This is a genomic window from Metabacillus kandeliae (assembly GCF_021166585.1).
Taxonomy (GTDB): domain Bacteria; phylum Bacillota; class Bacilli; order Bacillales; family Bacillaceae; genus Metabacillus_B; species Metabacillus_B kandeliae.
In genome coordinates this window covers 244865-259730 of sequence record NZ_JAJOZE010000004.1, presented here as the reverse complement: position 1 = coordinate 259730, position 14866 = coordinate 244865, and the positions used below count along the sequence as shown (strand labels likewise).

At 42.2% G+C, this 14866-nt stretch carries 16 protein-coding genes and 2 tRNA genes; 7 read left to right on the top strand and 11 right to left on the bottom strand.

Annotation, left to right across the window (positions count from 1 at the left end; all coding sequences use genetic code 11):
• Nucleotides 1–59: 59 nt before the first annotated feature.
• The 5 genes from rpiA to LRR81_RS12295 form a co-directional block, all read right to left on the bottom strand.
• The gene (gene rpiA, locus LRR81_RS12315; RefSeq protein WP_231789669.1) at nucleotides 60–728 is read right to left on the bottom strand and encodes a ribose-5-phosphate isomerase RpiA; all 669 of its coding nucleotides are present in this window, start codon (nucleotides 726–728) and stop codon (nucleotides 60–62) included.
• A gap of 24 nt (nucleotides 729–752) precedes the next feature.
• Nucleotides 753–1262, bottom strand: a complete 510-nt coding sequence (locus tag LRR81_RS12310; RefSeq protein ID WP_231789668.1) for a hypothetical protein — start codon at nucleotides 1260–1262, stop codon at nucleotides 753–755.
• A 46-nt stretch (nucleotides 1263–1308) separates the two neighbouring features.
• Nucleotides 1309–1962, bottom strand: a complete 654-nt coding sequence (gene rpe / locus LRR81_RS12305; RefSeq protein WP_231789667.1) for a ribulose-phosphate 3-epimerase — start codon at nucleotides 1960–1962, stop codon at nucleotides 1309–1311.
• A gap of 494 nt (nucleotides 1963–2456) precedes the next feature.
• A complete protein-coding gene (locus LRR81_RS12300) occupies nucleotides 2457–2933 on the bottom strand; it encodes a hypothetical protein (protein ID WP_231789666.1) in 477 nt (158 codons plus the stop codon).
• 83 nt (nucleotides 2934–3016) lie between these two features.
• Nucleotides 3017–3718 carry a hypothetical protein gene (locus LRR81_RS12295; RefSeq protein WP_231789665.1) on the bottom strand — a complete coding sequence of 234 codons (702 nt, stop codon included), beginning with the start codon at nucleotides 3716–3718 and terminating at the stop codon, nucleotides 3017–3019.
• 199 nt (nucleotides 3719–3917) lie between these two features.
• Here LRR81_RS12295 and LRR81_RS12290 point away from each other — a divergent pair.
• Together LRR81_RS12290 and LRR81_RS12285 are read left to right on the top strand one after the other, a co-directional pair.
• Nucleotides 3918–3991: transfer RNA gene (locus LRR81_RS12290), tRNA-Arg, on the top strand.
• A 336-nt stretch (nucleotides 3992–4327) separates the two neighbouring features.
• A complete protein-coding gene (locus LRR81_RS12285; RefSeq protein WP_231789664.1) occupies nucleotides 4328–4834 on the top strand; it encodes a hypothetical protein in 507 nt (168 codons plus the stop codon).
• 59 nt (nucleotides 4835–4893) lie between these two features.
• On the opposite strand, the gene LRR81_RS12280 is transcribed toward LRR81_RS12285, so the two are convergent.
• A complete protein-coding gene (locus tag LRR81_RS12280; protein ID WP_231789663.1) occupies nucleotides 4894–6552 on the bottom strand; it encodes an NTTRR-F1 domain in 1659 nt (552 codons plus the stop codon).
• Nucleotides 6553–6741: 189 nt separating this feature from the next.
• On the opposite strand from LRR81_RS12280, the gene LRR81_RS12275 reads away from it, so the two are divergent.
• The gene (locus LRR81_RS12275) at nucleotides 6742–7839 is read left to right on the top strand and encodes a tetratricopeptide repeat-containing glycosyltransferase family 2 protein (protein ID WP_231789662.1); all 1098 of its coding nucleotides are present in this window, start codon (nucleotides 6742–6744) and stop codon (nucleotides 7837–7839) included.
• Nucleotides 7840–7895: 56 nt separating this feature from the next.
• Nucleotides 7896–8378, top strand: coding sequence for a DUF2306 domain-containing protein (locus tag LRR81_RS12270; protein WP_231789739.1), 483 nt, complete (start codon nucleotides 7896–7898; stop codon nucleotides 8376–8378).
• Between the two features lies 1 nt (nucleotide 8379).
• Here the strand turns inward: LRR81_RS12270 and LRR81_RS12265 are convergent, their stop codons facing one another.
• Both LRR81_RS12265 and LRR81_RS12260 read right to left on the bottom strand, forming a co-directional pair.
• Entirely contained in the window at nucleotides 8380–8598 is a 219-nt protein-coding gene (locus LRR81_RS12265) for a hypothetical protein (protein WP_231789661.1), read from the bottom strand.
• A gap of 11 nt (nucleotides 8599–8609) precedes the next feature.
• Nucleotides 8610–9056, bottom strand: coding sequence for a DUF4385 domain-containing protein (locus LRR81_RS12260; RefSeq protein ID WP_231789660.1), 447 nt, complete (start codon nucleotides 9054–9056; stop codon nucleotides 8610–8612).
• Between the two features lie 151 nt (nucleotides 9057–9207).
• Here LRR81_RS12260 and LRR81_RS12255 point away from each other — a divergent pair, with 151 nt between their 5' ends.
• Together LRR81_RS12255 and LRR81_RS12250 are read left to right on the top strand one after the other, a co-directional pair.
• Nucleotides 9208–10650 carry an MFS transporter gene (locus LRR81_RS12255; protein WP_231789659.1) on the top strand — a complete coding sequence of 481 codons (1443 nt, stop codon included), beginning with the start codon at nucleotides 9208–9210 and terminating at the stop codon, nucleotides 10648–10650.
• A 277-nt stretch (nucleotides 10651–10927) separates the two neighbouring features.
• Nucleotides 10928–11365 (top strand): C40 family peptidase, encoded by a 438-nt coding sequence (locus LRR81_RS12250; RefSeq protein ID WP_231789658.1) that lies wholly within the window; start codon nucleotides 10928–10930, stop codon nucleotides 11363–11365.
• An 88-nt stretch (nucleotides 11366–11453) separates the two neighbouring features.
• Here LRR81_RS12250 and LRR81_RS12245 read toward each other — a convergent pair whose 3' ends face one another.
• From LRR81_RS12245 to LRR81_RS12235, 3 genes are all read right to left on the bottom strand, one after another.
• Nucleotides 11454–12575: a histidine kinase N-terminal domain-containing protein gene (locus tag LRR81_RS12245; RefSeq protein WP_231789657.1), complete on the bottom strand. Its 1122-nt coding sequence runs from the start codon at nucleotides 12573–12575 to the stop codon at nucleotides 11454–11456.
• Between the two features lie 243 nt (nucleotides 12576–12818).
• Nucleotides 12819–13667: an STAS domain-containing protein gene (locus LRR81_RS12240; RefSeq protein ID WP_231789656.1), complete on the bottom strand. Its 849-nt coding sequence runs from the start codon at nucleotides 13665–13667 to the stop codon at nucleotides 12819–12821.
• 295 nt (nucleotides 13668–13962) lie between these two features.
• Nucleotides 13963–14035, bottom strand: a tRNA-Val gene (locus LRR81_RS12235).
• Between the two features lie 145 nt (nucleotides 14036–14180).
• On the opposite strand from LRR81_RS12235, the gene LRR81_RS12230 reads away from it, so the two are divergent.
• Entirely contained in the window at nucleotides 14181–14816 is a 636-nt protein-coding gene (locus LRR81_RS12230; RefSeq protein ID WP_231789655.1) for a DsbA family oxidoreductase, read from the top strand.
• The last annotated feature ends 50 nt before the right edge of the window (nucleotides 14817–14866 follow it).

The window sequence follows — 14866 nt, the reverse complement described above, 5'->3', positions numbered from 1 at the left end:
TGGTTACATACGGGCTTAATATGCAAAAAGCCATAGGAAGTACCTTCCTATGGCTTTCATTAAAATGGCAGTTCTTTAATATTTTTTTGTTCATCTGCTGTAATGATGAGATCCGCCATGCTGACAAATAATCCATTTTCCACAACACCGGGAATCATATTCAAATTGCGTTCAAGGGTTCCAGGGTCTGTGATTTGTTTAAAATCACAGTCGAAAATGTAATTGCCGTTATCTGTTACGAAAGGTTTGTTTTCCTGCTGGCGAAGAACTGTGCTTGCACCAAGGCACTGGATGTGCCTTTCTGTCATCTCATATCCAAAAGGGACCACTTCAACAGGAAGGCCAAATGCACCGAGAGACTGCACAATTTTTTTTGAGTCTGCCACAACGACAAACTTTTTGGCCGCTTTCGCAATAATTTTTTCTCTAAGAAGGGCGCCGCCGCCGCCTTTAATTAAACAGCCGCTAGGATCTGCTTCATCTGCCCCGTCAATGGCAATATCGATCGACTCTGCTTCAGCAAAGGAAATTAGCGGAATGCCGCCTTCAAGCGCCAGCTTCTCTGTTTGCTCTGAAGTGGGGATTCCCTTAATATTGAGGCCGTCTGCTGCCAGCGCAGCAAGCTTTTTGATGGTGTAGAAAACCGTTGAGCCTGTGCCAAGGCCAACAGTCATTCCATCCTTTACCAGCGCTGCAGCTCTTTCGCCAACCAGCTGCTTTTCGTTCATTGTTATTCCCCCGCTCTGCAGTAATTAAAGGGCTTGCTCAAGAATTGCGTCTTCTTTTTCCACTTCAGCCTGTTCAATATTTTCCGGTTTAAGCATCATAAGTTTTTCCAAAAATTGATTGGCCTGCATTATCTTGCGGATTTCTGCTTCGGTTGCTACATTCTCTGATTTATACTGCTCAATCAGCCTTAGAATCGCCTGTTTATACGCATCTGTCTTGATAAGCCAGTCACCGATCAATTGTTTTGTATCGCTTCGTTCCTGCTCACTTTTCACTGCGAAAAGGCTTTCTGTATCCGTCTCTGCTAATGATACCATTTTTAAGCCTTGATCCATCAGGATCCAAAAGTAATTTTTTTCAATAGTAAAATGCTTATCGCGAAGCAGGAAATATTCTACGCCAATCCGAAGTCCGTAAAAAGGTCTGCTTTCTTCAGGCTGCTGAAGCATGTCCGCTTCTACTTTTACAGACTGGTCCATATACAGTTCCTGCCCGTATTGCGTTTCTATAATTTTAGAGTCAATTATGCTCATGATGATTTTCCTTTCAGTCATTTTAAATTTTCAAGTGGAGAATTTCTTACAAAGCAGCCTCACGAATTCGTGCAATGGCATCTTTGCGGTCTGTATGGCCGAATACTGCTGATCCTGCAACAAGCACGTTTGCCCCTGCATCAGTGCAAAGCTTTGCTGTCGCTTCATTGATTCCGCCGTCCACTTCTATCTCAAAACCCAGCCCTTTTTCATCCGCCATTTCCTTCAGCTGCTTAATTTTAGGCAGCACACTGCGGATAAACTTCTGGCCGCCAAATCCTGGATTAACCGTCATTAACAGCACCATATCAATATCTTCCAGTACATGCTGAACATGCTCAACAGGTGTAGCCGGATTCAGTACAACGCCTGCTTTCACATTGTGGCTTTTGATTAGCTGGATTGTCCTGTGAAGATGAGGACAAGCTTCTGCATGAACCGTAATAATGTCCGCGCCAGCTTCAGCAAAAACGGGAATGTATTGATCAGGGTTGGTGATCATTAAATGAACATCCAATGGAAGCTGAGTAACAGGGCGAATCGCTTCTACAATAAGCGGCCCGATTGTAATGTTCGGAACAAAATGTCCATCCATGACATCGACATGAATATAATCTGCTCCTCCTGCTTCTGCATCTCTGATTTCATCTGCCAGCTTACCAAAATCCGCTGACAAAATTGATGGTGCGATCTTAACCATCGTCATCCCCCTTATTTGGTCGGAAATCGGCTCTTTGCCATCCATCCGTTATTTATGTTCATTAGGTTACTTAACATAACCATATTAAATCTTTCCAAATTTGCCGTCAAACAAAAAATTCTGCTTTCCTTATATTTTGCGGAATTCCAGCAACTATATTAGTGAAAAATGGGGATCGGCTTAGTGCATATTTCCCACATTTACGGAGAGCTTTCACGATAAACCAATTTGTGGAGATTCTGATGGCGATTGGTGCTGGATATAAATTAAATATCCTGCATAGAAAGAAAGTAAACCGCTTGATGAGGGTGAACCTGTAAATATAAATGTAAAACCTGTATTGAATGAAATGCCAGGCCGCTGGCTGCGATATACAGCGAATCTGCTTAATTAACTGGAGAAAGCGCAGAAAAGCGAATCAGTCCAGAGCATTTTTACCGGTTCTAGTCCCAATACAGCAAAGAAAAAAGGAAGGCTTTGCGCCTTCCTCCTCTTCATGGAACATATTGTTCTGTAATGCTTGTGACAACACCGTTTTTGATCGTTATTTTAAATGGCAGCTGGTACTTCTTTGTTTTTTTGTAAAAAGTCATAAACTGCGCTTTGCTTACTTTTTCATTCCATTTAATTTCGTCTGTCCTGGTCTGCAGAACATACTTTGCATTTTTTGAAACAGGAAAGCTTCTGATCTTTTTGCTCGCATCGCGGATATAATAGCCGTCTGGTGCGCCGCCAAGCTCTTTTTTGCAGCCGCAATCCTTTAGAAATTCCCTGTCCGCATCCTTTCCGAAATACCATTGAATATAATTAAATGACGCCTTCAATTGCCCATTGCTTTCATTCAATGAAGTGATATAGGTCATGGTTTTGCCTGTAAAAGAAGCTTTCTCGGCATTTGCTCCTGCCGGGATGAAAAAGAGTAAAACAGAAACCATGAGAAATGGGACACTTATTCTTTTAAGGCGCAGCATAGGATCTCTCTCCTTAGTGAAAGATAGATTTTATTGTGAATATTCGCTGCAGATGCAGCAAGTCCTCTAACGGCTGCAAAAAATTATTCAGCTGTTGTTTCTTCTTGAATGGAGGAATCCGAGTGATATTTCAGGATATGGCCATCATCATTTTTATGATAAATCGTAAAGCTTTCTGCCTTTCCGTCTTGATCCCACTTTACGTCAATTTGAGCCTCAAGCTTGTCTGATTTTAATGCATCGGCGTCATATTCCTTATCATCTGCAGGCTTTGCCCCATCATGCGCCATATAATCATAGCGGGAAAGCGTATCGCCATTTTCCCCTTTCACTTCCGCAGGATTCGAATTTTGCAGCAAATCGCCTACCTGCTGCTTTGTCATGCCAAGCTGCAATTCTTCGCGCAGCTCAAATGGTGACATATAGGGTACATCTGGATTTTCTGCTGTCTGATCGGCATTTTCTGCTGACTGAGAGTCAGAAGTGCTGCCTGAATCCTTTTCATTTTCACTGGTTCCTGTTTCCTGATCAGCCTTTTGAGAATTGCCATCTGTTGATCCTTCACCGGCATTCCCGTTTGTTTCTGTATTAGCCTTCTCCTGATCCTGCTGGCCGGCAGCAGGTGTTTCCTGCTTTCCTTCTTCCTTCTGTTCAATTTGAGACTGAGGTTCCTTCTGTGTATTCTCCTGCTTCGGACTGCTTTGAGTGGACTGCTGGGATTGACACCCTGCAGAAAGGACAAGAATCAATGCTGCGGACAAAGTTACGATTGGTTTTTTCATCAATGATAGAACCCCCAAATTTATGAAATAATAGCAGCAAAGGAAAAATTTGATATTCCTTTACTAATATTGTCGAACATTAGAGAAGAAAGTTTCAGCCTTCTCCTTAAATTATATCTTCTTTTTCTTTCATCTTGTGAATCATATTAAGACAATTCATTGACTAATAAGGTTTATTCATACTATAATATTAAAGTTCCTTGTCTCAGTAGCTCAGCAGGATAGAGCGACAGCCTCCTAAGCTGTAGGTCGTGAGTTCGAATCTCGCCTGGGACATCAAAAGAAAAGCGGAAGCGCCTTGACCAGCCCCGACAAGCGCTGGAGCAAAAATCCAGAAAATCCGGTTTTGACTTTTTGGATTTTTGTAAAGCGACTCGAGGGGCTAGCGGCTGGAGCTGGACAAATCAACTTCAGAAAATTTGCTCTCTAAATACACTTAATATTTATAAGAAGCGGCATAATCCTTAGGATGGATTTTACCGCTTTTTTACGTTCTATTTAAACTATTTTTCAACTATCTCCCCTTTCCAATAGGAGGAATTTCATTCCTTTTGTAGAAATTACTAGAACAAGAACAAAGCTTGGCACAAATACAAGAGGATGGTGGATGGCATGGTCAAAAAACGCCTTTTCAAAAACACCCTTTTAAGATGGATGCCTGACAAGGAACAAAATATTTGTGAGAGTAAGCTTATTAAGGTGATTAAACGTCTTAAGATTGAAGACTTTGAATTTAACTGGGACCGAAACAGCTGCTACATTGAATTTCATTATAAGCAAGAGTCCTACCGTTTGGAGCATTCCATTGAGAAAGCTAAGGAGAAAGGCATTCTTTTAAGGAACGGCATGGATTGTCTAAATGATCTCACTCAGTCATTGGAGGACCTCAGCAAAATTATTGAACGGGGAACTTACCGCTTTGATACGTGGATCGCAGGGATGAAAAAGCCCTCTTCTGCAAAAGAAATGCCAGACTATCAGGAAGAATTTCAAATTAGGTACAGAACTCAGGGAAAACCTCAATATCCTGAATATAACCGCAATGAAGAATATGTACCGGTTCATCTAAAATCAGCCCTTAGAGATTTTAATGAGATGGAAGATTTGCGCAGAAAATAAATGAAAAGCCTGGTAACCGATACGGATATCGATATCAGGCTTTTTCTTTTCCTTCGTTCCTATTGAATAATCCCTACGCCTGCAGGATTTCCCGGCAAAGCAACTGTAGCAATGACTGTATTTGTTAAACTATTGATGACGGATAGATTCTGTGACGTTAAATTGGTGACATAAACCCGATTCGTAACAGGATTGGCTGCTGCACTGTTAGGATTTGTTCCAACTGGAATGGTAGCAATGACCGTGTTCAGATTCCCGCTGATCACACTAACATTATTTGAGTTGCGGTTTTCTACATAAACAGCATTCACTGAAGTGCTGACTGCTGCATCTGCAGGTGCGCTGCCTACAGGGACTGTGGCAATGACCACGTTCGAACCCCCATCAATAACTGACACATTATTGGACCCCTGGTTTGCTGTATAAATTCGGTTCAGCAACGGATTAACATCAACTCCAACAGGATTTGTGCCAACAGCGATTGTTGCCGTCACAAGGTTCGTTGCTCCATTTATAACGGAAACATTATTCGTTGCAAAACTGGATGCATAAACCGTATTAGTCACAGGGTTCAAGCCAAGCCCAAATGGACTTGCTCCAACAGGCACTGTCGCAATTAAGGTATTGGTTAGTCCATCGATCACAGAAACGCTGCTTGAGTTGCCGTTTGCTACATAGATTGTATTGGTATTTTGGTTTACCCGGATAATATTAGGATTCAATCCGACCGGGATTGTTCCGATGACTGTATTGCTTAATGCATCAATGATTGAAACATTGTTATTTAGAGAGTTAGATACATATACCCTGTTTGTCAGTGCATCTGTCCCTACTCCCCTTGGATTTGATCCGACAGGGATCGTTGCTATAATGCTATTTGTGCTTCCATCAATGACGGAAACAATGTTTGCCGGCTGAATGGTGACGTAAATTCGGTTCAGTGACGGCGAACCGCCTGTTGCCCCTGTACCCCCGGTTGCTCCCGTAGCACCTGTTGCTCCAGTTGCACCCATAACACCAGTTGCACCTGTAACTCCTGTTGCTCCTGTTGCTCCTGTTGCACCAGTAACACCAGTTCCACCTGTAACTCCAGTTCCACCTGTAGCTCCTGTAGCTCCTGTAACTCCTGTAGCTCCTGTAACTCCTGTTGCTCCTGTTGCTCCTGTAACTCCAGTTCCACCTGTAGCTCCTGTAGCCCCGGCAGCTCCTGTAGCTCCGGTAGCACCTGTGGCGCCGCCGCTTCCCCCGCCTGCTTGCAGAAGTGCTGCATCGTCAACAAGGACATCTGCAGAGCCTGCCTGCGGCAGTGTATTAATGAGAATGAAGGCTTGCGCTGCATTAGCAGGTGCCTGAGGCGTTGTCTGATAAATTTCAAGCCATGTTTTATTAGCAGCGTTTGGAATTCTATCAGAAGGAATAGTAATGAAAAGCCCTGTAGCTAAGGATGAGCCAGCTGCATCCAAAAAGACAACTTGTATTTGGACAGGCCCTGCTGGCGCTGAACCTGCCTTAGCAAGAGAAACAAGAAATTCAAAGCCCTGCCCGCCTGCAATCTGTACAGTCTGACTGATATAGGAGACTGTATTTCCCCCTATAAGCTCCGCTGAAAAGGTGCCTGAGTGTGAAAATATTCCTGTTACAAATGCATTTACACCAACCCATGGCGAAAGTGATCCTGTCTCAAAACCTCCGTTAATCACCAAGTTTTGAATGGTCATATACTTTCCTTCTTGTTTAAAAAGTGACTTTAGAGCAAAGTCCTCTTCTATCCTATTGACTTCTCATGGTTTATGCTTGGACATTTTATGACTCTTTTTGCAAAGAGCCATTATATATAAATTTTCGAAATCACAAAATGAATCCAGCGCCCATACGATAAAGAAAGTAACGAAAAACGGGGTGCTTATTTGATTACGATAAGCCTTTGCATGATTATTAAAGATGAAGAGGACGTATTAAACAGATGCCTGAGGAGTATAGAAGGAATTCCCGATGAAATTATTATTGTTGATACTGGCTCAAAGGACAGATCAAAAGAATTTGCAGAAAAATGGACAGATAAAGTTTTTGATTATAAGTGGAATCACCATTTTTCAGAAGCAAGAAATTTTTCCTTTAAAAAAGCTTCGAAGGATTATATTCTCTGGCTTGATGCTGATGACACCATTGAAAAAGAAGATGCCTTAAAACTGAAAAAGCTGAAAGAAACCCTGTCTTCAGACATCGATGCTGTTTCAATGGTTTATCATACGCTTGCAGATGATTACGGGAATGTTCAATCTGCTACAAGGAGACTTCGGCTGACGAAGCGTGCCAAGCCATTCACCTGGTACGGAGCGGTGCATGAGGACCTGCACCTGAATGAGTCCTTCTCACAGCTCGACAGCGACATAACAATTAAACATAAAAAAGATCCCTCAAAGATCGCTTCTGACCGAAACCTGCAGATTTATGAAGCATTGCTTGCTTCAGGCAGGGGGTTAACTGCTCATGATGAATTTCACTATGCCAGAGAGCTTCATAAGCATAAGAAATATCCGAAAGCGATTGAAGCGTATTACCGTTTTTTAAGAAATAAAGAAACAGCGCCTGAACTGCAGCTTTATGTATTTGATAAGCTTGCCAGCTGCTACTATCATTTGGGCAACAAAGAAAAAGAACGGGAAATCTCGCTGAAAACATTTGAAATTGATATCCCAAGGCCAGAATTTTCCTGCCGGATGGCTGAATACTTTTTGGAGAAAAACATGTATGCCCAAAGTGCATATTGGTATCTTCAGGCGATAGATGCACCTGTTCCTTCCAGCTATATTATTGATGAAAGTCAGCCATATCGGACATGGCTCCCCCATAAACAGCTTGGATACTGCTATTTTCAGCTAGGAAAGTATCAACTGTCGCTTTACCACACAGAGAAAATCCTCGAATTCCTTCCGGAGGATAAGGAGGCAAAGCAGAATTTGGTGATGCTGAAGGATTTAGTAAGAGAAGAAAGAATAGAATAAACGTCAGGCAGTCAATGATGACTGCCTGTTTTTTGCCATTAGATAAAAAAGGAGTGATAAAACTGTTTCAGGGTATGCTGCTTGTTCATATTGCTGCAGGCTGTATTTGCTTGCTTTTTGGCCCTCTCGCTATGGGTGCAGCTAAAAAAAACAAGTACCACCGTATTTTTGGGGAAATCTATCATGCTTCATTCGCGGTCATTTTGCTGTCTTCTGTCACATTGGCTGTTATGCATTGGGAAACAAGTGCCTATCTGATGTATGTCGGGATTTTTTCCTATTCATTCGCCATTACAGGCTATCTTGCTGTAAAGCTGAAAAGAAAAAACTGGCTTTCTATGCACATCAGCGGCATGCTCGGCTCTTACATTGCCGTAGTTACAGCAGTTTTAGTTGTTAACGGGCAGCGTATTCCAGGACTGAATCTCTTACCTGTATGGGCTTTGTGGATTTTGCCTACCTTAATCGGCAGTCCGCTTATTACTCTAGTCAATATACGTTTTGCCCGCAGAAAGATTAAAGCAACAAAAGCGATGTGAATCACAAGCCGATGCCCATCGGTTTTTTTGATTCATGGACAGTGATCAGTTTAACATCTTTCATTGAAAAATAATGAAGAACCCCTTTTTCATCTTCAAAGGAAACCTCTTCTTCTCTCATGGCTTTCTCAATTATCGTGCTTTTGCCTTCCTCTGTTTCCAGATTTCTCGTGACAAGCAGATCTCCGCCAAGATAATAATTTACTGCAAAGCGCGCCATATTAGCCCTCCTTAGCCATATTTTTTCTGGTGTTCTTTTTTCTTGTCCAAATAAACTTGATCACTTCTGATTTTCTTCCACTTTTCTTCAAATATTTTCGCCGATTCTGCCTTCGTGCTGTCTATTTGGCGCTCGTTCTGCTCTCCGTCCTTCTTGTATTTCCGCCCCCCTTTGTAATTGGCATAGCGCCTTGACCGGGTATATCCCATCTGAATGAATTTCCTGGCCATATCCATGCCGACAAAATCATTTTTTTCTTTATATTCTTCAAACATGCTGTAAATCCTGTCAGCGGACTCCCTTGCAATAGAAGGCGTTTTGAAGCGCCAATGCGGAAGAATTTCACTTTTATAAGGCTCTATCATGAGGACTCCCTGCTCGCCTCTCCCAACTCTGTACTTTTCCGGTTCTTTTCTAAAGTCAATGCTGCTGAAATCCAGGTCATAGTTAAAGGACAAAGCCGACTCCCCTTCCCAACATTTAGTAAAGTATATTCCCTTTCATTTAGCGAGGATAAACAACAGCCCAAACCCGTTTTAATTAGAAAAAGAAGGGTAGTGACAAATAGATAGAAATTTACATAACACAAACTTTATGGGAGGGAAGGAAATGAGCACAACTAACGGTTTTTCCGCAGACCCCCAGGCGCTAGAAAAAGATGACATAACAGTCGTTGACAAGGACGCAGCAAAAAAAGCCATTAAAGCATCCAGTATCGGCAATGCGATGGAATGGTTTGATTTTGGTATCTACTCATATCTTGCCGCTACACTAGGAAAAGTATTTTTCCCTGAAATGAGCGGATCTGTTCAGCTCGTTTACACGTTCGCTACATTTGCCGTGGCTTTCCTTGTCCGTCCAATCGGAGGCATCTTTTTTGGCCGGCTTGGAGATAAGATGGGAAGGAAAAAAATATTGGCCATCACATTAATCATGATGGCAGCCGCAACATTTTGCATTGGATTAATCCCAAGCTATGAAACTGTCGGTGTAACTGCAGCAGTGCTGCTCCTGCTTGCAAGGCTAGTACAGGGTTTTTCAACAGGCGGTGAATATTCCGGCGCCATGACTTTTATTGCTGAATCAACTCCTGACAATAAACGGGGCATCTTTTCCTCCTGGCTTGAGGTTGGTACATTGATCGGCTATGTTGCAGGAGCAGGACTTGTCACACTGCTTACGTTTATTCTCGGAGAAGAAGCGATGACACAATGGGGCTGGAGAATTCCTTTCTTTATTGCAGGGCCTATCGGCATCGTCGGTTTTTATTTGCGGAGCCATTTAGCAGAAACTCCTGCATTTGAAGCAATGGAAGAATCAGAAAATGATGCTCTGCATCAGTCAAGCATGACAGAAACCTTCAAGGATTATTGGAAACCAATGCTGATCGGCATCATCGTAGTATTCTTTTATAATATCAGCAACTATACGGTTCTATCCTATATGCCGTCGCATTTGAGCGCTGTGCTGAATTACGGTGAAACAAAAGGCCTTCTGCTAACGCTAATCGTTATGGCCGTTATGATTCCTATTGTTCTTTTCATGGGCTATCTCGGAGATAAAATCGGGAGAAAGAAAGTCATTATTGGAGGCCTGATTGGATATGTTCTGTTGTCCATTCCCGCTTTTATGATGATCGGCAGCGGAAACAGCCTGTTCGTCTTTTTAGGAATCATGATTCTGGCCATCTTCCTGACATCCTTTCAGGGAACGATGCCGGCCATGCTGCCATCTTTATTTTTTACTCGTGTAAGATACGGTGCACTTTCTGTTACTTATAATGTTTCAACTTCCCTGTTTGGAGGCACAGCCCCTCTCTTGGTTGCATGGCTGATCAGTCTGACACATAACAATTATATTCCCGCTTTTTACTTAATCGGCTCTTCAGTGATCGGCATCATCGTTATGGCGTTTTTTGTAAAAGAAACAGCAGGCAAGTCCCTAAGAGGATCCATGCCTGCAGTTGATATGCAAACAGAAATAAAAGAAGTTTTAAAAGAGCCCGAAGAAGCGCTATGGTGGAAAGAGGAAACAAACGGAAAAAGCTTGTAGCATTCCTCAACGGAATGCTTTTTTTCTGCAATCAAAGCAAAGGAAGCGGAAGCTCAGCCTTATTTCACGGAACTTTTTCCCCTATCAACTAGAATAATTTCATCAGAAATGGTTCATACAACAAATTTTTAGGTAAAATATGGTATAAAACCTCGATATTTCCTTAAAAAGGACAAAAAAGGACATATTGTAACATAATTGTAATACTGCTGTTATGTGCCTTTAACCTTAATCTAGTAAATTAGGTTTAGAAAATAACAGCAAGGGGAATAACATTATGCTTAAGAAAATGATAACGACACTGTTTCTTCTTACGATGATAATCACTGTTTCACCTACTGTAAGCCACGCAGCAAGCTACCAATCCAAGGCCATTACAGTAGCAAAGTCTTACTTAGGAGTAAAATATTCCTGGGGCGGAATGTCACCGCGCGGATTTGACTGCTCAGGCCTGGTTAAATACTCTTACTCAAAAGCTGGAAAAGCCTTACCGAGAACGGCAGCAGAAATGTACTCAAAAGGAACACGCGTGAATACTTTATCACTAGGCGACCTCATGTTCTTTGCTCCAAACAAGGCATCAAGACCAACACATGTGGCAATGTACATAGGAAACGGCCAGATGATTCAGGCAGCTACTTCTAAAGGCGTTTCCATTGCAAAAACAAACAACAGCTATTGGCACCCGATGTATATCGGCGCCAAAAGAATATAAATCTTAAAGAGAAGGCTCAAGCCTTCTCTTTTTTTGTCGCCAACTTTTTAAAAAACAACAAAAAAAGCCCGCAATGCAGGCGCCCAGTTCAGGCTTTGACCTTTGGCAAAACCACTTTGAAGGTTGTTAATTTTTCATTTGAGTCACAGGAAATATAGCCTCCCTGCTTTTCAATCAATTTCTTGCAGACATATAGTCCAATCCCAGTGCCCAGCTCCTTTGTCGTATAAAACGGTTCGAAGATGGTTTTTATATTCTCCGGGGGAATTTGAGGACCGTTATTGGAAATCGAAATAACGGAATACTCTCCTTCATCAAAAGCGCTGACAAGAAGGTTTCTAGGTCTCTCCCTCTGTTTCAGGGCCTCGATGGAGTTGATAAACAGGTTTAGAAGCACCTGCTTTAATTCTTCTTTTTGGGTATGCAAGATCATCCCTGTTTGCAAATCCCCTGTCACATTTACCTCTGAATCGGCAATGCTTGGGTAGGAAAGCTGCTGGATATCATCAAGAAGGTTTTTTACAAGGATCCGCTCCATCTGGTCATTGTTAATTTCCGCCTTGGAAGTATGAAGAAACTGTGTGATGCGGAAGTTCAGCTGGTTCAGCTCATGCTCAATAATGTCCAGGTATTTCATGTCAGGGTATTCTTTTTTCATCAGCTTGTTGAAACCCATAATGGATGTGAGCGGATTGCGAAATTCATGAACGAAGCTTGAAGACATCTGGCCAAGAATAGCCAGCTTATCTTTATGATTTTCATTAATATAAATCGTTTTATTCTGAAGTTCTTCATTCTTTAAATTCGTATAATGCGAAACAGCATGGTAGGAAAACTGGTCAAATTGACAATTAATATGATTAACAATAGCATGCAAATCTTTCATTGGTATTTCAGACTGAAGAATGCACCTTACGATAATGCTTCTTCCCAAGTTGAGGTTATAAACAAAGTCTCCAATATTAGCATTTGCCTCCACCCGTTCAGCCGCAACTTTTATAGCAAGAGCTTTCAGCTCATCTTCAGATGCGTGCTCCCTGATGCTGTTTGTCAAAATGGCAAACATTTGAAAGGCGTTAGAACGCACTTTTTTTCTGTGCGGATCAATTTCATTAATAAAAACCCCTGCATGCCACTCATCCAATAATTCCGGCTTTTTTTCATCAAGAAAATCCACAAGCATTTTCCGGTGTGATTCAAGAATTGACATTCGCCTTCTCCTCATTTCACAATATTACTTCTTTTATGTATTCTTCTTTCTTTATATGGGAGCCATTATTCGCTTTGTTTCCCCTCTTTTTATCTATTTTTTATATATTCGACAAAGAACGCAAAGCTCCTTTTTCATGGTCTGTCAGAAGGGAGAAAAATTCAATTCTATTATAAAAACTGCCCGTAAAAAGCCTGCAGCCTTGTAAGATCCAAGAGCTGCAGGCTTATATGAAAAACTCAATTATTTGATTTTAATGCCGCTCGAAGTAAACGCCTGCTGAAGAGTTCCGAATGTTTTAATGCTGTCTAAATTAATCCCGAGCTGGATGGCTGTCTGAGCAATTTCCGGGCGTATTCCCGTTAAAGTTGAATCAGTGCCGAGAAGACTCAAAACTTGAATCATCTGCTGAATCTGGAGGGCAACCATTGTATCAATAATAGAGACGCCAGATAAATCAATATACAAATGGTCAATATTTTTTTCAGAGCATTTTGTGGGAACGTGATCCAGAATATTCTTTGCTCTGCTGGTATCGATATCGCCCACCAGCGGCAGCACTGCTTTTCCTTCACTAAACACAATAACAGGCGAGCCGAGTTCTTCAATAACCTCCTGCTGGGAAGAAAGTCTTTTTTTCATAATCTCATGATACATCTTTGAAAATTGAATGCTTAAAGCATCGAATGCCGAATGAATGATATTTCCCCACTGAACGACATCCTGAAAGGAGAGCTCCTCTTTATAATGATTGATAAATTGCGTCACAAAACTCCAGTAAATTTCGCGGACACTGCTGACCGCATTCAGCACTTCATGGATCGGGGTGCCGCTCCCAACACGGCTTTCAGCAACATCTTCCGCCCACTTCAGCACTTCTTCCTGAAAACTTGCTTCATCTCCCAATAAAGCAAAGGAAACTGTATAGTTGGTCTGACGATTTTGTTTTCGCAGCAGGCTGACCTTTTCTGATTCAGCATCCGCCGAATAGATCGATCCCTTTTGGATCTGCCGCTGATCAAGCCAGGCATCTGTAATCTCTGTTGAATGCTGGATCATATATTCGTATAGCTTACTATTAAGTATATTCATAGTTCCCCCACTGAAGAAAAAGCCTGAACAAAGCTTCTATTTCTCTTAATGAACCTCTAACCTATTATATAGTCAATCGCTGGCAGTTAAAAGAATTTTTAGCGGGAAGCCCTTGTTTAGCAGGCTCTGATAAATTTAGCTGCTGATTTCAGCACGAGGCGTCCCCTTTCCGCGGGCAGTGCGGGAGTTTCGCCTGAGACGAAGATCAACAGGTGCTCAAAAATCAGCATTCTTCTTTAATATAGACAAAGAAAAAAAGGCCTGCACTTCCATACGGAAATGCAGGCCTTTTTGATGATTCCTACTGGGCTCGAACCAGCGACCTCTACCCTGTCAAGGTAGCGCTCTCCCAGCTGAGCTAAGGAATCAAATCTGGGATAAGTACCGCTCTCTGCGGTGACTTTCTCTATTATAAGAGCACGTCTAAAATTAGTCAATAAAAAGTTAATTACATCGTATGCACCTCTGATCTTTGATACAATCATCACATAAAGGTTAGGAGGACTATACACTGTGACCGTTAAAATTCAAGTTTTTTCAGATTTTGTTTGCCCGTTTTGCTTTATTGGAGAAACACCTTTAAAGCAGGCTGCTGAAGGAAAAGATGTGGAAATTGAGTTTATGCCTTTTGAGCTCAGACCCTATCCAGAGGAGCCTATGTCACCGAACAGCTCCTATATTAAACAATCATTCGAGCGGTCTGTTAAGCCTCTTGCCGATCGCTTTGGCGTAGAAATGGACATGCCGTTCCACCTGGACCCTGTGCCTCATACGCACCTCGCTCATCAAGGGTATCAGTTTGCTAAAGAGAATGGCAAAGCAGAGGCCTATGTTGATGCTGTTTTTAAAGCCTATTGGCAAAAAGGCATCAACATTGGAGATGCCGTTGAACTGACAGAAATCGCAAGAGAAATCGGTTTGAATGAAAAAGCCTTTAATGAAGCACTTGCAGAAGGCACGTATAAGCCAGAACATAAAGAAGCCATCCGCATTGCCTATGAAGAGGCTGGCGTACAGGCAGTCCCGACTTTTATCGTAGGCAGCCAAAAGCTTGAAGGCCTGCATTCAAAAGAAGCGATTGAAGACGCGATCGAGGAAGAATCCGCAGGACTTGGAGAAGGAGCAAGCTGCGGACCTGAAGGCTGCTGACAAGAAAAGCGTAAGAGCCTTGACCAGCCTCGACAGCTACTTGAGCTGGA

Excerpts from the sequence above, each read along its gene's own strand:
- rpiA (WP_231789669.1), bottom strand. The coding sequence starts at position 728 with ATGAACGAAAAGCAGCTGGTTGGCGAAAGAGCTGCAGCGCTGGTAAAG.
- LRR81_RS12310 (WP_231789668.1), bottom strand. The coding sequence starts at position 1,262 with ATGAGCATAATTGACTCTAAAATTATAGAAACGCAATACGGGCAGGAA.
- rpe (WP_231789667.1), bottom strand. The coding sequence starts at position 1,962 with ATGGTTAAGATCGCACCATCAATTTTGTCAGCGGATTTTGGTAAGCTG.
- LRR81_RS12300 (WP_231789666.1), bottom strand. The coding sequence starts at position 2,933 with ATGCTGCGCCTTAAAAGAATAAGTGTCCCATTTCTCATGGTTTCTGTT.
- LRR81_RS12285 (WP_231789664.1), top strand. The coding sequence starts at position 4,328 with ATGGTCAAAAAACGCCTTTTCAAAAACACCCTTTTAAGATGGATGCCT.
- LRR81_RS12280 (WP_231789663.1), bottom strand. The coding sequence starts at position 6,552 with ATGACCATTCAAAACTTGGTGATTAACGGAGGTTTTGAGACAGGATCA.
- LRR81_RS12265 (WP_231789661.1), bottom strand. The coding sequence starts at position 8,598 with ATGGCGCGCTTTGCAGTAAATTATTATCTTGGCGGAGATCTGCTTGTC.
- LRR81_RS12255 (WP_231789659.1), top strand. The coding sequence starts at position 9,208 with ATGAGCACAACTAACGGTTTTTCCGCAGACCCCCAGGCGCTAGAAAAA.
- LRR81_RS12250 (WP_231789658.1), top strand. The coding sequence starts at position 10,928 with ATGCTTAAGAAAATGATAACGACACTGTTTCTTCTTACGATGATAATC.
- LRR81_RS12245 (WP_231789657.1), bottom strand. The coding sequence starts at position 12,575 with ATGTCAATTCTTGAATCACACCGGAAAATGCTTGTGGATTTTCTTGAT.
- LRR81_RS12240 (WP_231789656.1), bottom strand. The coding sequence starts at position 13,667 with ATGAATATACTTAATAGTAAGCTATACGAATATATGATCCAGCATTCA.